Source organism: Rhizobium sp. NZLR11 (assembly GCF_019685115.1).
Taxonomy (GTDB): Bacteria; Pseudomonadota; Alphaproteobacteria; order Rhizobiales; family Rhizobiaceae; genus Rhizobium.
On sequence record NZ_JABDWD010000002.1, the window covers coordinates 262,674 to 285,454 of the forward strand.

The window sequence follows — 22,781 nt, forward strand, 5'->3', positions numbered from 1 at the left end:
ATAAAGTTATCGCTATCATCGCACAATCGATATTTTCACAAGAATGCGCCACTTCCTCCGGCAAAAACCTGCGTTTCTGGTGCAATGCACCGGAACGACGTCAGGTCGGATGGCTGTACGAAGCCTACAAAACACGACATTATGATATCGATAACACTCAAGAGTAACGGAGGAACAGATGTTCGGGGAAATTGACGGTACAGGTTTTGAGGTTCTCGACCCGCGCTTTGAAAGCTGCTTCGTCGGTCACGCACGTGTCGAACGGCTTTGGACCGGCGGCCGCTGGCTGGAGGGGCCAGCCTGGTTTGCCGCCGGGCGTTATCTGGTTTTCTCGGACATCCCCAATAACCGAATGATGCGCTACGACCATACCAGCGGCCATACGTCGGTCTTCCGCGCCCCCAGCGACAATTCGAACGGCAATACCGTCGACACTCAGGGCCGGCTCATCACCTGCGAGCATCTGACGCGTCGCGTCACGCGAACCGACTTCAACGGCCAGATCAGCATTCTGGCCGACCGAATTGCCGGCAACCGGCTCAACTCTCCAAACGACGTCACCGTCAAATCCGATGGAACTATCTGGTTCACCGACCCGAGCTACGGCATCCTTCACGACTATGAAGGCGACTACGGCGAAGAGGAAATCGGCGGATGCCACGTCTACCGGCATGACCCGGCAACGGGCACGACAGACCAGATGACGTCCGATTTCGTCAAGCCGAACGGGCTGGCTTTTTCCCCCGACGAAAAGCTGCTCTATGTCGCCGACACCGGAGGTACGCATCTATCAGGCGGTCCGCGCCATATACGAAAGCTTGCTGTATCCGACGATGGAAAGCTGACCGATCTCGGTATTTTCGCCGAATGCACCTCGGGCTTTTTCGACGGTTTTCGTGTCGACCGGAAGGGAAGGATCTGGACGAGCGCCGGCGACGGTGTGCACGCTTACGATCCGGATGGCACGCTGATCGGCAAAATCCATATTCCCGAGATCGTCTCCAATGTCGCCTTCGGCGGCGAGAAATTGAATCGCCTGTTCATCACGGCAACAACGTCCCTTTATGCTGTCTACCTTACGGCCAATGGATCAAGACCCGGCTAAACACCAAGCAGGAGAGGCCGCCTTTCCGGGCGGCCTCTCCTTTGCGCTTCTCCACTTATCGTTGGCTGAGGCCATCCGCCAGCCGGACCAGCCCGAGGAAATCCGATCGATAGCCGAACGGATCCGTGCCCCGCGACGCCGCCGCGAGATCGACAATCGCCTGATAGGAATAGGCATCGAGGGCGGCGCTGCGGCTCAGTTTCTGGCCGAAGGCGGCGACGGCCACCGAGAAACGGACATCCTGAGGCGCGGCGTCGACAGTGGCGACCACGTTGCCGTTGTCGACAGGTGTGGTGATGAGGGCGCTCTTATCCTCGCCCGGCCGCTTGTAGCGCATCTTGACGAAGGCAAGCTCGCCGCCATGAGCGCTATCGGAGGCCTGTGCCGGCGCCTTGTCGGCTGCGCCATAACGCAGGTCGTCATTCATGACCGCAGGGCTTCCTTTGGGGGTAATCTCGTAGATCGCCGTGACGCTGTGGCCGGAGCCGATATCGCCGGCATCGACACGGTCATTGTTGAAATCCTCGCGGTTGAGGGCGCGTGTCTCGTAGCCGATCAGCCGGTATTCGGCGATCCGTTCCGGATTGAACTCGACCTGGAACTTGACGTCCTTGGCGATCGGAAACAGCGTCGACCCGGCCTCTTCAACGAGCGTCTTCTGCGCCTCCGCCAAGGTGTCGATATAGGCGGCGCTGCCATTGCCGTTCTGCGCCAGCGTCTGCATCAGCGAGTCGTTGAGATTGCCGCGTCCGAAGCCAAGAACAGTGAGGAAGATGCCGTCCTTGCGCCTCTCTTCGATGATGCGCTTCAAATCCTCGTCGCTTGATGGGCCGACATTGAAGTCGCCGTCCGTCGCCAGCATCACCCGATTGACGCCGTCCTTGACGAATGCCTGTTTGGCAAGGTCGTAAGCTGCCTCGATGCCCTCGGCGCCGCCGGTCGAACCTCCAGCTTCCAGCCTGTCGATTGCCGACAGGATCTTTGACTTCTCCATCACGCGCGTCGGCTGAAGCACGGTCCCGGCATTGCCGGCATAGGTGACGATCGAGACTGTATCGTCAGCCTTCAGCCGGTTGACCAGAAGGCGGAAGGCGCTTTTCAGCAGCGGCAGCTTATCCGGCTCGTCCATCGAGCCCGAGACGTCGATCAGGAAGACCAGATTGGCGTGCGGCGCAGTCGCCGGCGCGATGTCATAGCCCTTGATCGCCACATGCATCAATTCCGTGTCGTGGTTCCACGGCGTCGGCATCACCGTCACAGTCGCCTTGAAGGGCTGCTCGGCCTTATCGGGACCCGGCCAGTCATAGGGGAAATAATTGATCATCTCCTCGACGCGGACCGATTGCGGATCGGGCATCGCCCCGCCCGTTAACGACCGGCGGACGAAGGAATAGGATGCGCTGTCGACATCGGCTGAGAAAGTCGAGACCGGATCGGTCGCGACACTCTTGATCGGATTAGCCGCGGCATTGGCAAAGCGCTCGTGGCTGGGATCGAGCTGAAGCTGGACACGTCCGTCCGCCGGCGGAGCAGGGGAAGGGGCGACAGCAGCCATCGGTTCGGCTGGCTGCTGTTGGGGGGCGATGCCGGGTGCAATGGAGCGTTTGGCTTCGCCGAGCGTTGTGGCGGAACCCTCCGACTTATTCAGAAGAGTCGACATTTCATCGGCATCGAACTCAGAGGTCTGCGGCGCCTTGGCTTTCGCGGCAGCTTGCTGCTCCTTGTCCTGCAACGCTTCGGCGTTGCCGGCCGCTGACGATCGAGCCAGTTTGTTCTCTTCGGCCGCTGCCTCGGGAAGTTGAGGCGCAGCCGCAACTGGGTCTGCCGGCTTGCCTGCCGGTTCGGCCGGTTTCGACGTCCCATTCTGCGAAAGATTGCCGGCGATCTCAGTCTGGTCGATGATCGGCAATCCGTTTCGGGTCAGCTCGACTACGAGATAACCGGCGGCGGGAATGACAAGCAGCGTCGCAAGCGCTGAACCGGCAAGGAATTTCTTGTTCATGGCTGGGCTCCATATCCAGTTGATGACGGAGCTTTGACGCCAGCCTCTCGCATTTCCTTGGGCTGCCGCCACATTATTTTCTGCGCCGTCGAAGGCCTGCATCGCCGCGGCAAGGGCGCGTACGCGCGCCTCCGGATCGGCTGCCGGCGGGGTGAGGCGGGAGAGCTTTTCAAGTTCCTTGTCCACGGTCATACCTCTTCCTTGCCGAGCATGGCCTTCAACCTTTTGCGCGCCTCATGCACCTGCCAGGACACGGTCGTTTCCGAACAGCCCATGATATCGGCGGCAGCGGAATGGCTAAGGCCTTCGCCATAGACGAGCAGCACGGCGTCGCATTGCCTTTCCGGCAAGGCGCGCACGGCTGCCCATAATTCACTCGATAACTCGTCGTCGTTTGCGGCCGGCGCATCCTGCCGCGGTTCGGCGGCGAATGCGCGAAATGTCTGCTCTTCTCGCGCAAGCTTCCGTCTATGGTCGCGGGCCGCGTTGAGCGTCAGCGTATAGAGCCATGTCCTGAAGCGGCTGGCGCCACGAAAGCCGCGAATGGCTGCGCCGAGTTTGACGCAAACCTCCTGGGCAATATCGTCCGCGTCGGTGGAACTGCCCGACCACCGCCATGCCGCCGCATGGACGAAATCATAGTGGCGCGAAACCAGTTGCCCGAAGGCCTCCCGGTCGCCGCCCTGTGCTCGTTCTATGAGCTCCGCATCCAATGCGCACCTACCCCCAAGCTATCCAGCAAGATGCTATTTCGGAATTGAGACGTTTCTCCGAAGGCTTTCCTTGGGTCGATGACGAAAAAATATCGGATTTTTGAAAAAAAGCCGAAATCTGGAAATGCGGGTTCAAAATAATCGAGTGTCGCGACATTTATGGGTCGCGACCAGACAGATTGCCTCCGTCACCTTGACGCATGATGAGCGCAGAGTCGGCCAGGGACATGGGTCTGCATGTCCCAAATCGAAAGGACCTTCAATGTCCGCTCCATCGCCTGCGCCCACCGAAAAGGGCATCCTGCAGTTTCTTGAGATCTGCGATAGCTTCTATCCCGCGGACGCCGTTGACGCGTCGGCCGAGCAGCAGCGGCATTGGTACGACGCTCTTTGCGCCCGCTTCGACCGACCGTTGCCCCCGGAGATGATCTTTGCGGACGGCATGCTCCAGCGCATACCGATTCGGCGCTACCGCCCACGGAAGATCGTCACGCGGACCATCCTGCTCTATCTGCATGGCGGCGGCTTCGTTGTCGGTTCGCTCGAGAGCCACCATGCCATCTGCGCCGAGATTGCCGATTTTGCCGGCGCGGAACTCGTTTCCGTCGATTACCGGCTGGCCCCGGAATATCGCTGGCCGGCACAGACGGATGACGGCTTTACCGTGTTGAAGCATCTGCTTTCCGCCAACAGCAAGGTCGTGCTGATCGGCGACAGCGCCGGCGGCAATCTTGCGGCGGGCCTTGCATTGCGTGCACGCGACGAGGGCCTGTCCGGCCTCATTGGCCAGGTCCTGATCTACCCCGCGCTCGGCGGGGACCTTACGGCAGGCTCTTACGTCGAGATGGCCGAGGCCCCAGGGCTGACGACGGCGGATGTCGCCTATTATCGCGACATCCTGCAGGCGACGGCAGGCAGTGAGATCGCTGAGCCGCTGCAGGCAGCCTCGCTGGCCGGGCTGCCGCCGGCCTTCATCACGGTCGCGCATTTCGATCCTCTCCGCGACGACGGCCGGCACTATGCCGCCCGGCTTACCGCGGAGGGCGTCGAAGTCTGGTTTCGGGAGGAGCCGCAAATGGTGCATGCTTGGCTGCGCGCCCGCCACATCAGCGATGGCGCACGCGATGGTTTCCATGCCGTCTGCGAGGCCGTCCGGCATTTCGCGGCGCCCTGACGATCACATCAGGTCGCGTCGGATCCGCTTTTCCGCAAAGACCTTTTCGAAGATCTGCACGTCGTCCTCGAAAGCGGTGACGACGGCGCTGATGATCCAATCGGTCGCAGTGCAGGCAATCCGCGCCGTTGAGACTGTGCGGACGAACCAGCCGGGGCGGCGCATGTCGCAGGTCCAGGTCGATGTTCCTGTCATCGACAGCGGATCATCCGGTGAAATCGACCAGACTTCCTCGCGCAATTGCCGGGTTGACAGGCCCGTCTGCGGATGTTCGTGGAGCCCGGTATCCTCGTGGATGCGATAATCCGTCCGGTTGGCAGACAGGTCGCGGACGACCTGCCGTTTCGTCGCAGCCGCCGCATGTTCAATATATTTTGGCAGAGGATCGGGATTGGCCGGTTCCTCGATTTCAATCCTGCGATGGTCGCCGAGCACCGGCAGCCCCAGGCCGAGCGATGCCATATCGATCTCTACCCCTTCATCCTCAGGCGGCGGAAGGATCATCGGCCAATAGGCCGTCGAAAGCGAAAGACGGATGCGATGCCCCTTGCGGAAGCGATAACCGCAGGCGTCGAGCGCGAGCCGGATCGACACTGTCTCGCCTGGAATCAGCGGCTTGGGATCGGCATTGCCGTCACGGTGGGTAAGATTGACAACGCCGAAGGCGACACGCGTTGCCGTGCCATCCGGATGGACGTCGACGAGCCGGGCGCAGAGATTCCCACCCGCCGCGCCGGGACGTAGCGCAAGCGTCAGCACCGGCCGGCCGAGATAGTCGCAATCGCCGGCAAGCGGCATCGTATCGAAAACCAATGAGCCGGCATCGTCCGAGCGCTGATCGATCGCCATTTCGGCATCCGGCTTCAGCGTGAAATATTCACCCGATGCCGTCCCGATGTCGAGCCGAGAGCTCACATAGACGGGATGCTCGGGCGCATGCGGGATCGGCATGCCCTCCGTCAACCTGCCGAATTGCTCGACATAGAAGCATTGCATGTGCGGCGGCGTCCAGACATCCTTGGCGATCCAGAAACCCCGATCACTATCGCGGCGGGGCGCAGGGCGGATGGCATCGAGAATATAGGCGCGGGCCTGCGGCAAGCGGTCGATGCCATTGTCCTCGCCACGCAGCCACTTGTTCCACCAGGCGATCGCTTCGCCATGGAAATCCGTGCGGGGTTTCGGCCAGGCGAAGTGCGGGTATTTATGCACCCAAGGGCCGATCAACGCCTTGGCTTTATCGCCCAAGCCCTCGACCGCCATCAGCGGCGTATTGCGGTAGCCATCCGCCCAGCCGGCGATCACCAGCGTCGGGATCTCGACGCTTGAAAAATCCTCTGCGATCGAGCCGTGACGCCAGAAATCGTCGCGCCGTTGGTGGGCCAGCCACTCCTCCATGAAGAAGGGTTCGCCTGCCAGGCGCTCCAACCACATTTCCTTCCAGCGCTCGCCGACCAGCGCCGGATCGGGCGGGCGCGACTGGTAGCCGAGCATCGTCGCCGCCCAGGAGAGCTGGGCGGAGAGATGGCAGCCGTTCTTGTAGTGGATATCGTCATTGTAGCGGTCGACGGTCGAGGCGAGCGAGATGACGGCTTTCAGCGCCGGCGGGCGCAGAGCTGCGACCTGCAGGCTGTTGAACCCGCCCCAGGAGATGCCCATCATGCCGACCGAGCCGTTCGACCATGGCTGGGCGGCAATCCACGCGATCAGCTCGCAGGCATCGGCGAGCTCACGCTCGGTATATTCGCCATCGATGACGCCATCGGATTCTCCCGATCCCCGGATATCGACGCGCACGCCGGCAATGCCTGCGGCCGCAAACACTGGATAGGTCGACTCGTCCCTGAGGCAGGTTCCATCGCGTTTGCGATAGGGCAGGAATTCGAAGACGGCGGGAACGGGATCCTGCTCCGCGCCGTCGGGCATCCAGATGCGCGCGGCAAGCCGTGTTCCATCCTTCAGCGTGATCCATTCATTTTCGATCGTGGCAAAGCCGCGCGAGCCCATGTTCATTCCTTTCAGTGATCGGCCCATTCAATGGCCGGCGCTTTCCATGCGTCGCGTCGCAAGCACACGTTCCAGCCAGCCGATTTCCATTTCCGGCACGGATTTCAAAAGCAGATCGGTGTAGTCGTCGAAGGGCGGTGAAAGCGCTGTCGATTTCGGGCCGAAGCGCACCAGCCTGCCGCGATGCATCACCGCCACGCTGTCGGCGATTGCCCGGACGATCGCGATGTCGTGGGTGATGAAGACATAGGACAGCTGCTCTTCTTCCTGTAGGCGGAGCAGCAGCTTGAGGATACCCTCCGCCACCAGCGGGTCGAGCGCCGAAGTCGGCTCATCGCAGAGGATGAGTTCGGGCTTGGCGGCAAGGGCTCTGGCGATCGCCACGCGCTGCTTCTGTCCACCGGACAGTTCGGCCGGATAGCGATCGATGAAGCCGTTGCTCATCTCGATCTGGTCGAGCAATTCCTTCACCCGGGCGGTTTTCTCAGCACCTCTCAGACCATAATAGAAGGTCAGCGGGCGGCCGATGATGTCACGGACCGTCTGCCGCGGGTTCATCGCCGTATCAGCCATCTGGTAGATCAGCTGAATGCGCCTGAGGTCGTCGTTCGGCCGGCTCTTGAGGTGGGGCATCAGCGGTTTGCCGCCAAAGACGATGCGGCCGCCGCTTGGCGGCAACAGGCCGGTAATGACGCGCGCCAAGGATGATTTGCCCGAACCGGATTCGCCGACGATGGCGAGCGTCTGCCCCTTCGGCACGTGCAGCGAGACATCATGCAGCACCTTGAAGCCGTTGGAATATTCGGCGCTGACATTTTCCACCTTGAGAAGTGCGGCAGACTGGTCGGCGGCCTCCTCGCGATAGGCCTGCCTGACATTGACGAGCGCGCGCGTATACTCTTCCCGCGGCGCCTCGATGATCTGCTGGACGCTGCCATATTCCACCTGCCTGCCGTGGCGCAGCACCATGATGTCGTCGGATATCTGGGCAACGACGGCAAGGTCGTGGGTGATGTAGAGGGCGGCCGTGTGCGTTTCCTCGATGGCATGTTTGATTGCCGCCAGCACGTCGATCTGCGTGGTGACGTCAAGGGCTGTGGTCGGCTCGTCGAAAACGATGAGTTCGGGGTTGGAACAGAGCGCCATCGCCGTCATCGCCCGCTGCAATTGGCCGCCGGAGACCTGATGGGCGAAGCGCTCACCGAAGGTTTCAGGATTGGGCAGGCCCAAGACCCGGAACAGATAAAGCGCCCGTTTGCGCGCCTCCTCCCTGGTCATCAACCCATGTTTGAGCGACGCTTCGATCACCTGATCGCCAAGCCGGTGCGCCGGATTGAAGGCGGCGGCGGCCGATTGCGCGACGTAGCAGACCCGGGCGCCACGAATTTTTCGGATGCCGTTCTTGCCGAGTGGCAGGATATCGGCGCCGTCGAGCCGTACCTCGCCGCCGGTGATTTCGGCGCCACCCCGGCCATAGGCCAGCGCCGCAAGGCCGATCGTCGACTTGCCGGCGCCCGATTCACCGATCAGGCCCAGAACCTTGCCCTTCTGCAGGTCGAAGGAAACGCCGTCGACGATCGTCACCCGCTTGGGCGGTTCGCCGGGGGGATAGCTGGTTGCTTCGATCTTCAGATTGCGAACGGAAAGAAGCTCAGGCATCGCCGCGCCCTCCCTTGAGGCTGGATGTACGTTTCAGGAGCCAGTCGACCACGAGGTTGACGCAGACGGCAAGCACGGCGATCGCCGTGCCCGGCACCAGCGCGGCGGAGATGCCGAAGATGATGCCGTCCTTGTTGTCCTTGACCATGCCGCCCCAATCGGCCGCCGGCGGCTGAATGCCGAGGCCGAGGAAGGAAAGCGTCGAGAGGAACAGGATCGAGAAGGCGAAGCGCAGCCCGAACTCGGCAAGCAGAGGCGACAGCGTGTTCGGCAGGATTTCGCGGAAGATGATCCAGAGCCTGCCTTCGCCGCGTAGCTTGGCCGCCTCGACGAATTCCATCACCGCGACATCGAGCGCCACGGCGCGGCCGAGGCGATAAACGCGGGTGGAATCGAGGATCGCCATCACCAGGATCAGGACGATGATGTTCTGCGGCAGGACCGCAAGAACCACCAGCGCAAAGATCAGCGTCGGGATCGACATCATCAGATCGTTGAAGCGCGAGAACACCGTGTCGATGATGCCGCGCGAAACCGCGGCGGTGAAGCTCAGGATGATACCGAGCGAGAAGGAGATGATGGTGGCCGCGGATGAGACCAGCAGTGTCGTGCGCGCGCCGTAGATCAGCCGCGAGAAGATGTCGCGGCCGAGGTTGTCGAGGCCGAAGATATAGTGATCATCCGGCAGTTGCCAGACGTCGCCGACGACCTGCGTCTCGCCATAGGGGGCGAGCCAAGGTGCAAAGAGCGCAAAGATGAAGGCGATGGCGATGCCGGTGATGCCGATCCAGGCGGTGATGGGGATGTCTCTCAATCTCATCGCGGATGCCTCAGCCGGGGATTGGCGACGATCGCGAGGATATCGGCCGTCATATTGAGGAAGATGTAGACCGCCGCGAAGATCAGGCCGCAGGCTTGCACGACCGGCATGTCGCGCACGGTGACCGCATCGACCATATATTGCCCCATGCCGGGATAGACGAAGACCACTTCGACAACGACGACGCCGACGACGAGATAGGCGAGGTTCAGCGCGACGACGTTGATGATCGGCGCCAGCGCATTGGGCGCCGCGTGCTTGACGATCGAGCGGAAGGCGCTGAGGCCTTTCAGCTCGGCGGTCTCCATATAGGCGGAAGACATCACCGAGAGGATGGCGGCCCGCGTCATCCGCATCATGTGGGCGAGCACGACGAGCACCAGGGTGGCCGTCGGTAAGGCGATCGCCTTCAACCGCTCGACGAAGCCCATGCTGTCATAGACCGTCGCCGGAAAGGTGGCGATGCCGAGGTTCACCGCGAAGAAGAGGATGAGCAGATAGCCGATGAAGAATTCCGGCAGCGAGATCGCCGCAAGCGAGATCACATTGATGATCTTGTCCGGCAGCCGGTTGCGGAAATGCACCGAGAACATGCCGAGGCCGACGGCGAGCGGCACTGATATCACCGCGGCGAAACCCGCCAGGAAGAGCGAATTGCCAAGGCGCTTGCCGATCTGCTCGCTCACCGAATTTTTGCTGGCCCAGGATGTGCCGAAGTTCCCTTGAACGGCGTTGCCGAGCCATTCGACGTAGCGCGTCGTGACCGGACGGTTCAGCCCGAGATCCTGACGAATATTGGCGACAGCCTGCGGTGTGGCCGACTGGCCGAGATAGGTGGTGGCAAAATCGCCGGGCAGGGCTTCGAGCCCGCCGAAAATCAGGATGGAAACGGCGAAAAGCAGCACGATGCTGAGCACGAAGCGCTCGAGGATGAGGGCGAGCAGCGGAAAACGCTGCCGGAACCTCAAGCCCGGCAAGATATTGCTCGGGACTGGATTGGTCATGGCGAAGGCCTCTCGTAAAACGTCAGGAGGGACCGCAGGTTTCATCCCGCGGTCCCGGCTTCGTCGGAGATCAAAGGGCGTTGCGCCCCTCAGGCGTCCAGCCAGACGCGGGTTGCGACATAACCATTCGACATGTCGTTGCCGATGTCGTGGACATAACCCTTCACCTGCTTGGTGGAGGCGTTCACGAAGTCGTTGAACATCGGCAGAATCACCCCGCCTTCGTCGCGCACCATCATCGCCATGGCGCGGTACATGTCCTTGCGCTTGGCTTCATCCAGTTCGGAGCGGGCCTGTAGCAGCAGTTTGTCGAAGTCGGGACGCTTGAACTTGGTGTCGTTCCAATCCGCCGTCGAGAGATAGGCGGTGGAATACATCTGGTCCTGCGTCGGCCGGCCACCCCAGTAGGAGGTCGAGAAGGGCTGGACGTTCCAGACGTTGGTCCAGTAGCCGTCGCCCGGTTCGCGCTTCACCTCGATCTCGATCCCGGCCTTCTTGCAACTTTCCTGATAGAGGACGGCCGCATCGACGCCGCCGGGGAAAGCGACTTCCGAGGTGCGCAAGAGGACCGAGCCGCTATGGCCCGATTTCTTGTAGTGGAAGGCGGCCTTGTCGGGATCGTAAACGCGCTGCTCGATGCCCTCGGGGAATAGCGCATAGGTGCTGTTGATCGGAAAGTCGTTGCCGACCTTGCCGTAACCGCCGAGGATCTTCTGCACCATGGTTTCGCGGTCCATGGCGTATTTGAGGGCCAAGCGCAGGTCGTTATTGTCGAACGGCGCCTTGTCGCAGTGCATGATGAAGACGTAATGGCCGCGGCCGGCGGTCGAGAGGATCTCGACGTTGGGGGCGCGTTTCAAGAGGTTGACCGTCTTCGGGTCGACGCGGTTGATATAGTGCACCTGGCCGGACGACAGGGCCGCGATGCGGGCGGTCGCGTCATTCATGCCGATCACTTCGATCGAATCGACATAACCCCGGTCGCTGCGCCAGTCGTCCTTGTTCTTTTCGAAGGTGGCGCGAACGCCGGCCTCGAAGCTCGTCAGCTTATAGGGACCGGTGCCGATCGAGGCGAGCGGATCGTCGACGCCGCCGTTCGGCTGGATGACCAGATGGTAATCGGACAGCAGCAACGGCATGTCGGCATTGCCTTCGCTCAGCGTCAGCACGAGATTGCCGCCGTCAGCCTTGACCTCCTTGATCGACCCGAGAACACCGAGCGCGCCGGATTCCGACTTTTTATCGGTGTGGCGCTTCAGCGTCGCAACGACGTCGTCGATCGTGAGTTCCTTGCCATCGTGGAACTTGACACCCTTGCGGATCTTGAAGGTCCAGGTCACCGCGTCCTTCGACGGCTCCCAGGATTCGGCGAGCGCCGGTACGGCGGCACCGGTCAGCGGGTCGGATTCGACCAGCATGTCACCCCAGCAGCGGCCGACGCAGAACATGAACTGCGACAGGAATTTCGCCGGATCCTTGGAATCGGTGGCCGCCCCCCCTTCGAGGCCGAGCTTCAGGTGGCCGCCGCGTTTCGGTTCGGCGGCTTCGGCACTCTCGGTGAAGAGCTTGTCGGCGACGGCAAGTGTGATGCCTGCCGCCATGGCGCGTCCCATGAATTCGCGGCGGCTGAGCCCGCCTGCGGTGACGCGGCTTGCGAGAACTTTGGTATAGTCGTTCATTCCCCAGTTCCTTCTTTATTGTGCGTTGACAGAACTTCCGGGCAGATCCGCAGGCGGTTTCCTCTCCGCCTTCGGTGCCCGCATCATGCGGGAAAACATTGCGGTTGCCGCCGCCTCGTTATTGTCCTTTCCAGATAGGGTTTCGCTTCTCGGCGAAGGCCCGCGCGCCTTCCAATTGGTCTTGGCTCGAATAGAGCCTGTCGACCGTTGCAAACTGCCGCTTGGTGACCTTGTTCATGGCAGTCTGGAACGTCGAACCCTCCGCATCGCGCACGATTTCCTTGATGGCCGCATAGACGAGCGGCGGCCCGCTCGCGAGCAGGCGGGCAAGCTCCCAGGCTCTCTCCATCAGCCGCTCGGCCGGCAAGACCTCGTTGACGAAACCCCAGCGATGCGCCTCGTGAACGTCGAGCCAGCGTCCGGTCAAAAGCATGTCCATGGCGATATGGTAGGGAATGCGTTTCGGCAGCTTGATCGAGGCCGCATCGGCAACCGTACCGGAGCGGATTTCCGGCAGCGCGAAGGTCGCATGTTCGGCGGCGATGATCAGGTCGGCTGAGAGCGCGATCTCCAGTCCGCCGCCGCAACAGATGCCGTTGACCGCACAGATGACGGGCTTGTTGAGATCGCGCAGCTCCTGCAGCCCGCCGAAGCCGCCGACGCCATAATCGCCGTCGACCGCATCGCCTGATGCAGCCGCCTTGAGGTCCCAGCCGGCGCAAAAGAACTTCTCGCCCGCGCCCGAGACGATGGCGACACGCAATTCAGAATCGTCGCGGAAATCCCGGAAGATCAATCCCAGAGCACGGCTGGTCGCCAGGTCGATGGCGTTCGCCTTCGGCCGGTCGATGACGACTTCGAGGATGCCGCCGTCATGTCGTACGCGAATTTGGTCGCTCAACCTATGCTACCTCCTCCGCCGTATCAGCGCATCGACTGCTGCAACGCCTTGCCCTTCGGGAAGAACCATCAATGGATTAATGTCCAGTTCCTCCAGCCATGCCGCGTTCGTTACGACATAATCTGCCGCTGCTGCGATAGCGACGACCGCGGCGTCGAGATCGCCTTTTGGCCGCCCGCGATAGCCATAGATCAATTTTGCAAGTTTGAGACGAGAAATCGCCGCGTAAATCTCGGTTTTCGTCGCGGGAAGCGGAAGAATGACCGAATCCTCAAGCAATTCAACGAGGATTCCTCCCGCTCCGAGCGTGAGCGACAATCCGAAGACAGGGTCGCGGACGGCGCCGACAATGAGCTCGGCGACCGGCGGATCGATCATCTTCTCGACGAGATAACCGGCATTTAGCGGCATGGCCGCCGCCGCGTTCGAAACCGTTTCAACATCCTTAAGGTTGAGCGCGACAGCCCCGGCCTCGGTCTTGTGAGCGATGCCGAGAGCCTTCAGGACGACGGGAAAACCGAGCCGTTCGGCCTGTTCGCCGGCATCGCGGGGAGAAAAAGCCTGCAGCCCCCGGGGAACAGGGAGGCCGCAGGCAGCAAGTTCGGTCTTCGCATCGGCTTCCGTCAGCGTCTCGATCTCGCCGCCCAAGCACGACACGTTGAGCAGCGGCAGGGCAGGTGGTGCTCCCCAAGCTTGGCCGATGCCGGCCGCGACTTCCACAGCGGTGATGGTTTCGTCGATGCCTGAGAAGGCAATGATTCCATTTGCCATCAGTCGATTGGCGATCGGCTCGGGCATATTTTCCGGAAGTGTCGCCAGAATACCGGCCAGCGCGCCGGTGGCGGAGGCGGCAGTGATGACCGCGTCGGCCGTCATCGCCCATTCGGAGGCATCGCAGCGGTCACCGCGCGGGAAGTCGAGGACCACGAGATTGAGGGCATAACCGCCTTCGAACATGGCGCTGAAGGCTTCGGTCTGGCGCGCGAGATCACCCCAGACGAAGGTGTGGTAGTCGAGCGGATTGGAAAGCGTCACCATCTCGCCGAGGACCCGCCGCAGACGCGGTAATTGTTGCGGCTGCAGGGGTGGGAATTCGACATTGCGGCCGACGGCGGCATCGGCCATCAGCGAAGCCTCGCCGCCCGAGCAGCTCATCGACGAGATCGAACGGCTTGCGAGCGGGCCGGCGACATGCAGCAGCTTCAGGATTTCCAACAGCGCCGGCAAGCTCTGGACGCGGCCGAGGCCGAGACGAGCGAGTACGGCGTCTGCCACGGCATCGCTGCCGGCAAGCGAGGCAGTGTGCGACACCGCCGCGCGTTTTGCCTGCTCGGACCTGCCGACCTTCAGCACGACCACCGGCTTCCTCGATCGGCGGGCAGCGGCAGCCAAGTGTTCCAGGGAAGCAAGATCGCCGAAACCTTCGACATGGAGGCCGACCGCCGTGACGCGCGGATCGTCGATCAGCGCGCAGGCGATATCGGCAAGCGATGTCTGCGCCTGATTGCCGGCCGTGACCACATAGGCGATCGGCAGCCCACGGGTCTGCATGGTCAGGTTGATGGCGATATTGGAGGATTGCGTGAGGATCGCCACACCCCGTTCGATCCGCTGCATGCCGTGCTGATCGGGCCACAGCAGCGCGCCGTCGAGACCGTTGATCAGCCCGTAGCAGTTCGGCCCGAGGATCGGCATATCGCCAGCCGCTTCCAGCAGGGCTTGCTGCAGCTCGGCGCCGTCGCCGAGTTCGCCGGTCGCCTCGCTGAAGCCGGAGGCATAACAGACCGCGCCGCCGGCACCGGCCGCAGAAAGGCTGCGCACGATCTCGACGGTCAGCGTCCTGTTGACGCCGACGAAGGCGGCGTCCGGCGCCGACGGCAGATCGGAGACCGAGCGATAGCAGGCCCGTCCAAGCACCTCGTCGAGTTTGGGATGGACGGGCCAGATCTTGCCTGAAAAGCCCATGCGGTCGCACTGCTCGATCACCCTGCGCGCCTCACGGCCGCCGAAGACGGCGATCGTTTGCGGTCTAAGCAGGCGGTCGAGAGGGCTCGCTGTCATCGGCTCATGCTCCCAGAGGCCGAAGCAGGTCGCGGCTGATGATATGCCGCTGGATTTCCGATGTGCCGTCCCAGATGCGCTCGACGCGGGCATCGCGCCAGAAGCGGGCAAGCGGCAGATCGTCCATCAGCCCCATGCCGCCGAAGATCTGGATCGCCTCATCCGTCACCCTCGCCAGCATTTCCGAGGCGTAGAGCTTGGCCGAAGCGATCTGCCGGTCGGCCGACAGGCCGGCATCGAGCCGCCAGGCGGCTGAAAGCGTCAGCCATTCGGCCGCGTCGATCTCGGTGATCATATCGGCGAGCTTGAACGACACGCCCTGATTGGCGCCGATCGGCCTGCCGAACTGTTTGCGCTCGGCGGCATAGGGCAGGGCCATCTCGAAGACACGCCGCGCCCGGCCGACGCAGGTGGCGGCAACCGTCAGCCGCGTGCCGTAAAGCCATTGATTGGCAATATCGAAGCCGCGATGCACCTCGCCCAACACTTGGGCTTCGGGGATGCGGCAATCTGCGAAGTTGAGCGTCGAGTTGTGGTAGCCGCGATGCGAAACGGAATCGTAGCCCTTCAGGATTTCAAACCCCGGCGTGCCGCGGTCCACCAGGAAAGCGGTGATCTTCTTCTTGATGCCCTTCGGCGTTTCCTCTTCGCCCGTCGCGGCAAAGACGATCACGAAATCGGCGACGTCGGCATGGGAGATGAAATGTTTCGTGCCGTTCAAGACGAAATCGCCGCCGTCGCGGCGGGCAGCACACTTCATGCCGCGCATATCAGAGCCGGCGTCCGGCTCGGTGATGGCAAGCGCGTCGATCTTCTCGCCACGCACCGCAGGCAGCAGGTAACGCTCGCGCTGCTCGCCCTCGCAGGCCATCAGGATGCCCGAGGGCCGACCGAAAAAAACCGTCAGCCCGAGCGAGCCGCGCCCGAGCTCGCGCTCGACCAGCGTGAAGGTGACATGGTCGATGCCGGCGCCGCCGACCTCCTCGGGGAAATTGCAGGCGTAGAAGCCGAGATCGACGCATTTGCGCTGGATCTCGCGGCCGAGTTCCGGCGGGACGATGCCGGTCCGCTCGACCTCGTTCTCATGCGGATAGATTTCGGTTTCAACGAAGGTGCGGACCGTCTCGACGATCATTTCCTGTTCTTGGCTGAGACCGAAATCCATGTTGATCCTCTAGCGCTTCTGGCCGATGTGGCGGCCGACGCCTTCAGGCAGCGCCAACGCCGCATGGGCGTTCGCGATCGCCTTCGCCTTGTCGAGCAGGGCGGCCGGCGCTGGCACAGCCTTGCCGGCCTTGCTGTCGACATGCAGCAGCATGTGCTCGGCGGTTGCCAGAGCTTCGTCCGTCGCCGTGTCGTAGAGAGTATGGAAGAGATGCAGCCGCTTTTCGTCGACGGACAGAATCCGGCAGGTCGCATGGATTGCCTGGCCGAGCTTCGCCTCGCCGAGATGACGGATGTGGGTTTCCACCGTGTAATAGCTCTGCCCCGCCTCGACATAAGCGAGATCGACGCCGATGAGGCGCAGCAATGCGTCGGAGGTGTCGCCGAAAACCTGGAGGTAGCGGTGCTCGGTCATATGGCCGTTATAGTCGACCCAGGCGGGGCTGACTTTTGCCTCGATGAGCCGCAGCGGTTTCGATGGGTCGAAAGACGCGGTCGCACCGCCGCCTTCTGCCCAGAGCGATTGCTCGAAATCCTTCAGCAGCTTGCCGGCGCCCCAGCCCTTGCCGCCATCGCCGCCTTTCAGCGCCTGCAGGATGCCGACGAGGTTTTCGTCGCGGATGCGTTCGAGTTCGCGGATCGAGAGACCGGCCGCCTGTTCGTCGGATTGCCGGCCGATCTTTTCGATCAGTGCATCGTCGAGATCGACGACATCGGTGAGCTTGGTCCAGGGCCAGGCAAGGCAGGGACCGAACTGGGCGAGGAAGTGGCGCATCCCGGCCTCGCCGCCGGCGATGCGGTAGGTCTGGAACAGGCCCATCTGCGCCCAGCGCAGGCCGAAGGAATAGCGGATGACGTCGTCGAGCGTCTCGACGGTGCAGATATCGTCGTGGATGAGCCACAAGGCCTCGCGCCAGAGTGCTTCGAGCAGCCGGTCGCCGACGAAGGCCTCGATCTCCTTGGCGATATGAACGCCCTTCATGCCGATCGGGACCAGTTTTTCCATCGCCGCATGGATGGTCGCCGCCGAGGTCTTCTCTCCGCCGACGATTTCGACGAGCGGCAGCAGATAGACGGGATTATAAGGGTGAGCGACGAACAGGCGTTCGGGATGCTTCATGTCGCGCTGCAGATCGGTTGGCAGCAGCCCTGACGTGGAAGAGCCGATCAGCGCATCCGGACGCGCTGCGGCATCGATCTCGGTCAGCACGCGGCGCTTGAGATCGAGCCTTTCCGGCACGCTTTCCTGGATCCAGTCCGCATCTGTGACGGCTTCCTCTAGCGTCTTGGTGAAGCTAAGCCTGCCGCGCGGCGGCAGCGGTGCGCCGGTTAGCATGGCATAGGCTCTTTCGGCATTGGCGATCACCTCGCCGACGATGCGGCCCGCTTCCGGATGCGGGTCGAACACATCAACGTCGATGCCGGCCAGCAGGAAACGGGCGATCCACCCGCCGCCGATGACGCCGCCGCCGATACAAGCCGCCTTGCTGATCCTTGTCATGCCGTCCTCAGCGCTTCGTCAGTTTGAGTTTCTTGCGCACGTCTTCCGGGCCGATGATCCGCGCCCCCATGCCTTCGACCACCTGCACGGCCTTTTCGACGAGCTGCGCATTGGTGGCGAGCTGGCCCTTGCCGACGAAGAGGTTGTCTTCCAGGCCGACGCGCACATTGCCGCCGGCAAGAACCGCTGCCGCCGGGTAGGCCATGGCGTTGCGGCCAATCGAGAAGGCCGAGAAGGTCCAGCTATCGGGCACGTTGTTGACCATCGCCATGAAGGTATTGAGATCGTCGGGCGCGCCCCACGGAATGCCCATGCAGAGCTGGATCAGCACCGGGTCTTCGATGAGGCCTTCCTCGGCAAGCTGTTTGGCGAACCAGAGATGGCCGGTGTCGAAAGCTTCGATCTCCGGCCGCACGCCGAGATCCGTCATCTTCTTCGCCATCGCCCGCAGCATGGCCGGCGTGTTGGTCATGACATAGTCGCCAAGGTTGAAATTCATGGTGCCGCAGTCGAGCGTGCAGATCTCCGGCAGGCATTCGGCGACATGGCTGACGCGCTCGGTGGCCCCTGCCATATCCGTGCCCTTCGGATTGAGGGGAAGGGGGCTTTCGACATCCCCGAAAATCATATCCCCGCCCATGCCGGCGGTGAGATTGAGGACGACGTCGATATCCGCCGAGCGGATGCGGTCGGTGACTTCCCTATAGAGATCGTTGCGGCGGCTGGCGGCCCCCGTTTCAGGATCGCGGACATGGCAGTGAACAACAGCCGCCCCAGCCTTGGCGGCGTCGATCGCGGAGGCGGCGATCTGCTTGGGAGTAATGGGAACATGGCTGGATCTGGAAATCGTATCGCCGGCGCCGGTGACGGCGCAGGTGATGAAAACATCGCGGTTCATCGCAAGAGGCATGTTTTTTCTCCCCGTCTTACCAACCATTACGCGGCAGGATCGGCGGAGATGCTTTGCATTCTCGGAACTCAACGATACATTATCGGAACAATAGGGAGGTGGCCTTGCTGCAGCGATCGACGGAACGGCTTGATATCGACCTTCTCGTCCTGCCGGATGCGAACCTGATCCTGATCGCGTCTGTCATCGAGCCGCTGCGCGGCGCCAACCGCATCGCCGGCAGTGAACTCTATCGCTGGCGGCTGCTGACGCCGGATGGAGCGCCGGTCCCGACCACCAGCGATATCGCCATCCCGGCCCAGGGGATATTCCAGGCGACGCGGGACGAGGCGCCGCTGTTCGTGCTTGCGAGTTATAATTGGCGCCGCAGCGCGACGCCGGCGCTGAAGATGCAGCTGTCGCAGGCCGCCCGCTACCGTACGACAATCGCCGGCATCGAGTCCGGTACCTGGCTGCTGGCCGAGGCAAGCCTGCTCGACGGCCTGTCGGCAACCGTTCACTGGGAAGACTATGAGGATTTTGCGCTGGCCTATCCTGAGGTGCGGGCCGTCAAGGATCGTTTCGTCATCGACGGCAAGCGGCTGACGACATCGGGATCGCTTCCGACCGTCGATCTGATGCTGGAGGTGATCAGGCAACGGCAAGGCTATTCGCTGGCGCTCGAAGTCAGCCGGCTGTTCCGCTACGAGCATCCGTCTTTCCATGCGGACGAGCCGCTTGCCGCGGCCTCGGCGGGACTGCGCATGCAGGATTCCCGCGTGACGCAGGCGGTGCGGCTGATGGAGGAGCATATCGAGCAGCCATTGGTGCTCGCGCGGCTTGCCCGCAGGGTGGGCATCAGCGCCCGGCATCTGCAGGATCTTTTCCAGCAGAGCATCGGCGCACCGCCGCATGTGCATTATTTGGCGCTACGCCTGAACGCAGCGCGCCGCAAGGTGATCGAGACGACAGCCTCCTTCGCCGACATCGCCGCAGCGACCGGCTTCAATTCGGCTTCGGCCTTTGCGAGAAGCTACCGGGCGAGTTTCTCCGAGAGCCCCTCCGAGACGAGGCGCCGACTGCGCCGCCGCATCACACCATCGCCGGCGCCGCTATAGGCTGGAAGGCTTCGCGCACCATTTCGGCAAGCTCCCGTACGGCTTCGCTGGAACGGAAAGTGCTCCGGCGAAGCACGACCTTCGAGGAATCGACCGGCGGAAAACCGTCTTCGGCGGTCAGCTCCCGGCAGCCGAGCGGGATGCTGCTGCGGGAAAGCGTCGTGACGGCAAGGCCCGCGGTCACGGCATTCTTCAGCCCCGAGCCGGTATCGGCGATGAAGGCGATCCGGTAGTTGCGGCCGATCTGCTCCAGCGACCGGAGCGCAAAATCGCGTGACCACGTGGAGTTGCGATAGGTCGCAACGGGCAGCGGATCGATGTCGTGCAGCCGGTGAACCATCGATGTGACCCAGACTGTCGGATCGACGCAGAGGACTTCGCCTTTGTTCTGGTCGCTCCAGTCGAAAACGACGGCGAGATCGAGTTCGTCCCGTTCCAGGGCGGCAAGGTTGCGGACCGTGTAGTCGCAGGACACCGTGACCTCGACCGCAGGATGGCGCACGGCAAAAGCCGCAAGGGCGGCCGGCAGCACCGTCTGGCTGTATTCCTCGGGAATTCCGATGCGCACCGGCCCGTCGAGAGGCTTGCTGCGGATCGTCGCGGCGGCCTCGTTCAGGAGATCGATCACCCTGCGGGCATAAGGCACCAGTTGCATGCCCTGGCGAGTGAGCAGCACGCCGCGGGCGCCGCGTTCGAAAAGACTTTCGCCGATCGCCTCCTCGAGCCTCTTGACCTGGGTGCTGACGGCCGATTGCGTCCGCCCGATGCGCTGGGCAGCAACGGAGAAGTTCGACGTCTCGGCGACGACCAGGAAGGTTCTCAACAGGTCGCTTTCGATCGGCTGGTGCATTGCTAGCCATAGAAAAAATCGATGATTGCCATCTCTACTATTCGTTTGTCGAATGTCAATTCTCGGCGCAGAACAGGATCGCGTTCGACTTCCTTCTTTGAGACCATCTGCGTGACCATTGAAAATCCGACCACACGCCTCGCAGGCAGCGAGCACGAGAAGGGTGTGCTTCTCATCGTTGCCGCGACGCTCGCCTGGAGTGCGAGCGGCGTTTACGCGCGGCTCCTGACCACCGACGTATGGACGGCGATCGCCTGGCGGTCGTTGTTCGGCGGCCTGTTTCTGCTGATCCCCTGCCTTTTCCTCGAAGGGGGCATCTCGCGGCGGCAATGGCGTTCCGTTTTCCATCCCTCGGGACTTGCGATGATCGCGTGCCAGACCTTCAGTCAGGGCTGCTTCATCGGGGCGCTCTATATGACCACCGTCGCCAATGTGACGATGATCTATGCTACGACGCCGTTCATCGCAGCCTTGTTCGGCTGGCTCATCCTCAAGGAGAGGGTCGCCAGGCGGACGCTGATTGCCGGCGGCGTCTCGCTCTTCGGCGTTGCGGTCATCGTCGCCTCGTCGATCGGCGGGGGCACCGGCTGGGGTGACCTGCTGGCGCTCGGCATGACCGCGTCGTTTGCGCTTGTTATCATCATTCCGCGTATCAATCCCGGCGTGCCGAGCCTGCCGCCGACTGTCGTCAGCGCTTTTCTGACCCTCGTCATCTTCGCGCCGTTCGGTTCGGTCGGCTCACTCGACCTGCACAACTGGATCGTCCTTGCCGCCTTCGGCGCGACTAACTTCTCCCTCGCGCTGGTGCTATTCCTTGCCGGCGCGAAGCGGATGCCGCCGGCCGAGGCAGCGCTGATCGGCACGATGGAAATCGTGCTGACGCCCTTCTGGGTCTGGCTGCTGTTTTCGGAGCAGCCGCCCGTCGCCACCTATTTCGGCGGGGCGATCATCCTCGGCGCCGTGTTCTGGCACACGGCGATCGACTTCAACCTGGGCCGGTGGTCACGTGACTAGATGTCAGGTGGCCGCAACACGAGACGCCACGCAACAAGGCGTGCCAAAACAATAGGTTGACCATTCACAACCAGCAGACAGCGCGTAGCGCTACTGGCCGCTAGCCAAAGAACGCACGGAGCTGAGCGAAAAAACCGCCTGGACTGCGATCTGCCATCTTTCGCACGCGACGAGCGACTGTCGCCGCGCTGACGCGTTCACCAAAATGGCAGAAGCAGACAACATCGTGCAACTGCTCGTCGCTGAGTTCGAAGAACCGTCTGGCCTCTCCATAGCTGTCATTTTCCATTCCTGCCGCCCGCAGGATGGGATCAGCGAATGCAACAGAGATCGGGGTGTCGTCATCCCGCAAGGCAAACCGATCTGCGATCGGCTGATATTCGGTTTCGTGAAGCGTTCTAAGATACGGTCTGGGGCTGCGTTCGAGACATTCAGCCCAGCGTTCAATGCGTTCGCGCCGCGTTAGTTCAAGGCGCTTACAGGTCGTGCTGACCTTTGCAACTGCTTTCAGTTGCTCCAGTGCATACTGTTCCATTCCGGCCTCCTATCTTCGCAAAAATAGATGGTCCGCTCCCAACAATAGCGTGGCTCAGGTCGAAGCCGATGTCCAATCACGATTGAAAACGTCATCTGCTGCGGGCCGAGGAGATGTGATCACAGCGCGACAGCCAATTAGCCAAATCAGGCTCCAGAGCACAAACTGAGGCTCGACAGTGGGCGACATCATGCTCAAACTATTTGATCAGAGGCCTACGATCAAATTTCTGAAGCGATCCGGAAAACCGCCCTATTCGAGGGGCCAACTTATCCGCTGGAGCGGCATGCCGCCGCGGCTTCGCCGACGTCGTCTTTGAATTGCACCCATGTCGTTTTTTTGGGCGCTGTTTTCCGCCGGGCGTGGTTTTCTTGTGGTATTCAAGGCGCCGCCTTGCAAGCTGGCGACATGAACCATTGAAAGGCCGGTCCGGCCGCTCGGCAGCTGTTATAAGAACTGAATCCGCAAGGAGATCGCCGGAGAGAGTTCCGGAAGGATATCGAGATGGATCGAAGGAGGTTCTGGAGCCCGAAACTGGCGCTTACGCAGCAGATCGGCGATGACGAGCGGAACGACAGGCAAGAC

General features: G+C 62.1%; 18 protein-coding genes. 4 read left to right on the top strand and 14 right to left on the bottom strand.

Going from position 1 to position 22,781, the window contains the following annotated elements:
- Window positions 1-178: 178 nt before the first annotated feature.
- Window positions 179-1,105 (top strand): SMP-30/gluconolactonase/LRE family protein, encoded by a 927-nt coding sequence (locus tag HJB83_RS05070; protein ID WP_221114919.1) that lies wholly within the window; start codon window positions 179-181, stop codon window positions 1,103-1,105.
- 55 nt (window positions 1,106-1,160) lie between these two features.
- On the opposite strand, the gene HJB83_RS05075 is transcribed toward HJB83_RS05070, so the two are convergent.
- Window positions 1,161-3,299 carry a VWA domain-containing protein gene (locus HJB83_RS05075; RefSeq protein ID WP_207584982.1) on the bottom strand — a complete coding sequence of 713 codons (2,139 nt, stop codon included), beginning with the start codon at window positions 3,297-3,299 and terminating at the stop codon, window positions 1,161-1,163.
- A complete protein-coding gene (locus HJB83_RS05080) occupies window positions 3,296-3,820 on the bottom strand; it encodes an RNA polymerase sigma factor (RefSeq protein WP_207584981.1) in 525 nt (174 codons plus the stop codon). The genes HJB83_RS05075 and HJB83_RS05080 overlap by 4 nt, the downstream gene beginning before the upstream one ends.
- A 262-nt stretch (window positions 3,821-4,082) precedes the next feature.
- On the opposite strand from HJB83_RS05080, the gene HJB83_RS05085 reads away from it, so the two are divergent.
- Window positions 4,083-4,994 (top strand): alpha/beta hydrolase, encoded by a 912-nt coding sequence (locus HJB83_RS05085; protein WP_221114920.1) that lies wholly within the window; start codon window positions 4,083-4,085, stop codon window positions 4,992-4,994.
- 3 nt (window positions 4,995-4,997) lie between these two features.
- Here HJB83_RS05085 and HJB83_RS05090 read toward each other — a convergent pair whose 3' ends face one another.
- From HJB83_RS05090 to HJB83_RS05135, 10 genes are all read right to left on the bottom strand, one after another.
- A complete protein-coding gene (locus HJB83_RS05090; RefSeq protein WP_405049106.1) occupies window positions 4,998-7,001 on the bottom strand; it encodes a CocE/NonD family hydrolase in 2,004 nt (667 codons plus the stop codon).
- 27 nt (window positions 7,002-7,028) lie between these two features.
- Entirely contained in the window at window positions 7,029-8,660 is a 1,632-nt protein-coding gene (locus HJB83_RS05095) for an ABC transporter ATP-binding protein (protein ID WP_221131357.1), read from the bottom strand.
- Window positions 8,653-9,480: an ABC transporter permease gene (locus tag HJB83_RS05100; protein WP_207584979.1), complete on the bottom strand. Its 828-nt coding sequence runs from the start codon at window positions 9,478-9,480 to the stop codon at window positions 8,653-8,655. Before HJB83_RS05100 ends, HJB83_RS05095 begins: the two co-directional genes overlap by 8 nt.
- Complete coding sequence (locus HJB83_RS05105; protein ID WP_207584978.1) at window positions 9,477-10,484, bottom strand: ABC transporter permease; 1,008 nt, start codon at window positions 10,482-10,484, stop codon at window positions 9,477-9,479. Before HJB83_RS05105 ends, HJB83_RS05100 begins: the two co-directional genes overlap by 4 nt.
- Before the next feature lie 89 nt (window positions 10,485-10,573).
- Entirely contained in the window at window positions 10,574-12,163 is a 1,590-nt protein-coding gene (locus HJB83_RS05110; RefSeq protein WP_221131358.1) for an ABC transporter substrate-binding protein, read from the bottom strand.
- 118 nt (window positions 12,164-12,281) lie between these two features.
- A complete protein-coding gene (locus HJB83_RS05115) occupies window positions 12,282-13,064 on the bottom strand; it encodes a carnitinyl-CoA dehydratase (protein WP_221131359.1) in 783 nt (260 codons plus the stop codon).
- 6 nt (window positions 13,065-13,070) lie between these two features.
- Complete coding sequence (locus HJB83_RS05120) at window positions 13,071-15,125, bottom strand: acetate--CoA ligase family protein (protein ID WP_221131360.1); 2,055 nt, start codon at window positions 15,123-15,125, stop codon at window positions 13,071-13,073.
- 4 nt (window positions 15,126-15,129) lie between these two features.
- Window positions 15,130-16,290 carry an acyl-CoA dehydrogenase family protein gene (locus HJB83_RS05125; RefSeq protein ID WP_221131361.1) on the bottom strand — a complete coding sequence of 387 codons (1,161 nt, stop codon included), beginning with the start codon at window positions 16,288-16,290 and terminating at the stop codon, window positions 15,130-15,132.
- A 9-nt stretch (window positions 16,291-16,299) separates the two neighbouring features.
- Window positions 16,300-17,790, bottom strand: coding sequence for a carnitine 3-dehydrogenase (locus HJB83_RS05130; RefSeq protein ID WP_221131362.1), 1,491 nt, complete (start codon window positions 17,788-17,790; stop codon window positions 16,300-16,302).
- Window positions 17,791-17,797: 7 nt separating this feature from the next.
- Entirely contained in the window at window positions 17,798-18,700 is a 903-nt protein-coding gene (locus HJB83_RS05135) for a 3-keto-5-aminohexanoate cleavage protein (protein ID WP_207584972.1), read from the bottom strand.
- Window positions 18,701-18,804: 104 nt separating this feature from the next.
- Between HJB83_RS05135 and HJB83_RS05140 the strand changes: the two genes are divergently transcribed.
- Complete coding sequence (locus tag HJB83_RS05140; RefSeq protein WP_259671285.1) at window positions 18,805-19,797, top strand: GlxA family transcriptional regulator; 993 nt, start codon at window positions 18,805-18,807, stop codon at window positions 19,795-19,797.
- Here the strand turns inward: HJB83_RS05140 and HJB83_RS05145 are convergent.
- Window positions 19,772-20,647 carry a LysR substrate-binding domain-containing protein gene (locus HJB83_RS05145; protein WP_221131364.1) on the bottom strand — a complete coding sequence of 292 codons (876 nt, stop codon included), beginning with the start codon at window positions 20,645-20,647 and terminating at the stop codon, window positions 19,772-19,774. The two genes, HJB83_RS05140 and HJB83_RS05145, sit on opposite strands and share 26 nt — an antisense overlap.
- Before the next feature lie 111 nt (window positions 20,648-20,758).
- Between HJB83_RS05145 and HJB83_RS05150 the strand changes: the two genes are divergently transcribed.
- Entirely contained in the window at window positions 20,759-21,661 is a 903-nt protein-coding gene (locus HJB83_RS05150) for a DMT family transporter (RefSeq protein ID WP_207584969.1), read from the top strand.
- A 100-nt stretch (window positions 21,662-21,761) separates the two neighbouring features.
- On the opposite strand, the gene HJB83_RS05155 is transcribed toward HJB83_RS05150, so the two are convergent.
- Complete coding sequence (locus tag HJB83_RS05155; RefSeq protein WP_207584968.1) at window positions 21,762-22,196, bottom strand: hypothetical protein; 435 nt, start codon at window positions 22,194-22,196, stop codon at window positions 21,762-21,764.
- Window positions 22,197-22,781: the final 585 nt, after the last annotated feature.

Excerpts from the sequence above, each read along its gene's own strand:
- HJB83_RS05100 (WP_207584979.1), bottom strand. The coding sequence starts at position 9,480 with ATGAGATTGAGAGACATCCCCATCACCGCCTGGATCGGCATCACCGGC.
- HJB83_RS05125 (WP_221131361.1), bottom strand. The coding sequence starts at position 16,290 with ATGGATTTCGGTCTCAGCCAAGAACAGGAAATGATCGTCGAGACGGTC.
- HJB83_RS05070 (WP_221114919.1), top strand. The coding sequence starts at position 179 with ATGTTCGGGGAAATTGACGGTACAGGTTTTGAGGTTCTCGACCCGCGC.
- HJB83_RS05135 (WP_207584972.1), bottom strand. The coding sequence starts at position 18,700 with ATGCCTCTTGCGATGAACCGCGATGTTTTCATCACCTGCGCCGTCACC.
- HJB83_RS05075 (WP_207584982.1), bottom strand. The coding sequence starts at position 3,299 with ATGACCGTGGACAAGGAACTTGAAAAGCTCTCCCGCCTCACCCCGCCG.
- HJB83_RS05090 (WP_405049106.1), bottom strand. The coding sequence starts at position 7,001 with ATGGGCTCGCGCGGCTTTGCCACGATCGAAAATGAATGGATCACGCTG.
- HJB83_RS05145 (WP_221131364.1), bottom strand. The coding sequence starts at position 20,647 with ATGCACCAGCCGATCGAAAGCGACCTGTTGAGAACCTTCCTGGTCGTC.
- HJB83_RS05095 (WP_221131357.1), bottom strand. The coding sequence starts at position 8,660 with ATGCCTGAGCTTCTTTCCGTTCGCAATCTGAAGATCGAAGCAACCAGC.
- HJB83_RS05110 (WP_221131358.1), bottom strand. The coding sequence starts at position 12,163 with ATGAACGACTATACCAAAGTTCTCGCAAGCCGCGTCACCGCAGGCGGG.
- HJB83_RS05120 (WP_221131360.1), bottom strand. The coding sequence starts at position 15,125 with ATGACAGCGAGCCCTCTCGACCGCCTGCTTAGACCGCAAACGATCGCC.
- HJB83_RS05155 (WP_207584968.1), bottom strand. The coding sequence starts at position 22,196 with ATGGAACAGTATGCACTGGAGCAACTGAAAGCAGTTGCAAAGGTCAGC.
- HJB83_RS05105 (WP_207584978.1), bottom strand. The coding sequence starts at position 10,484 with ATGACCAATCCAGTCCCGAGCAATATCTTGCCGGGCTTGAGGTTCCGG.
- HJB83_RS05085 (WP_221114920.1), top strand. The coding sequence starts at position 4,083 with ATGTCCGCTCCATCGCCTGCGCCCACCGAAAAGGGCATCCTGCAGTTT.
- HJB83_RS05130 (WP_221131362.1), bottom strand. The coding sequence starts at position 17,790 with ATGACAAGGATCAGCAAGGCGGCTTGTATCGGCGGCGGCGTCATCGGC.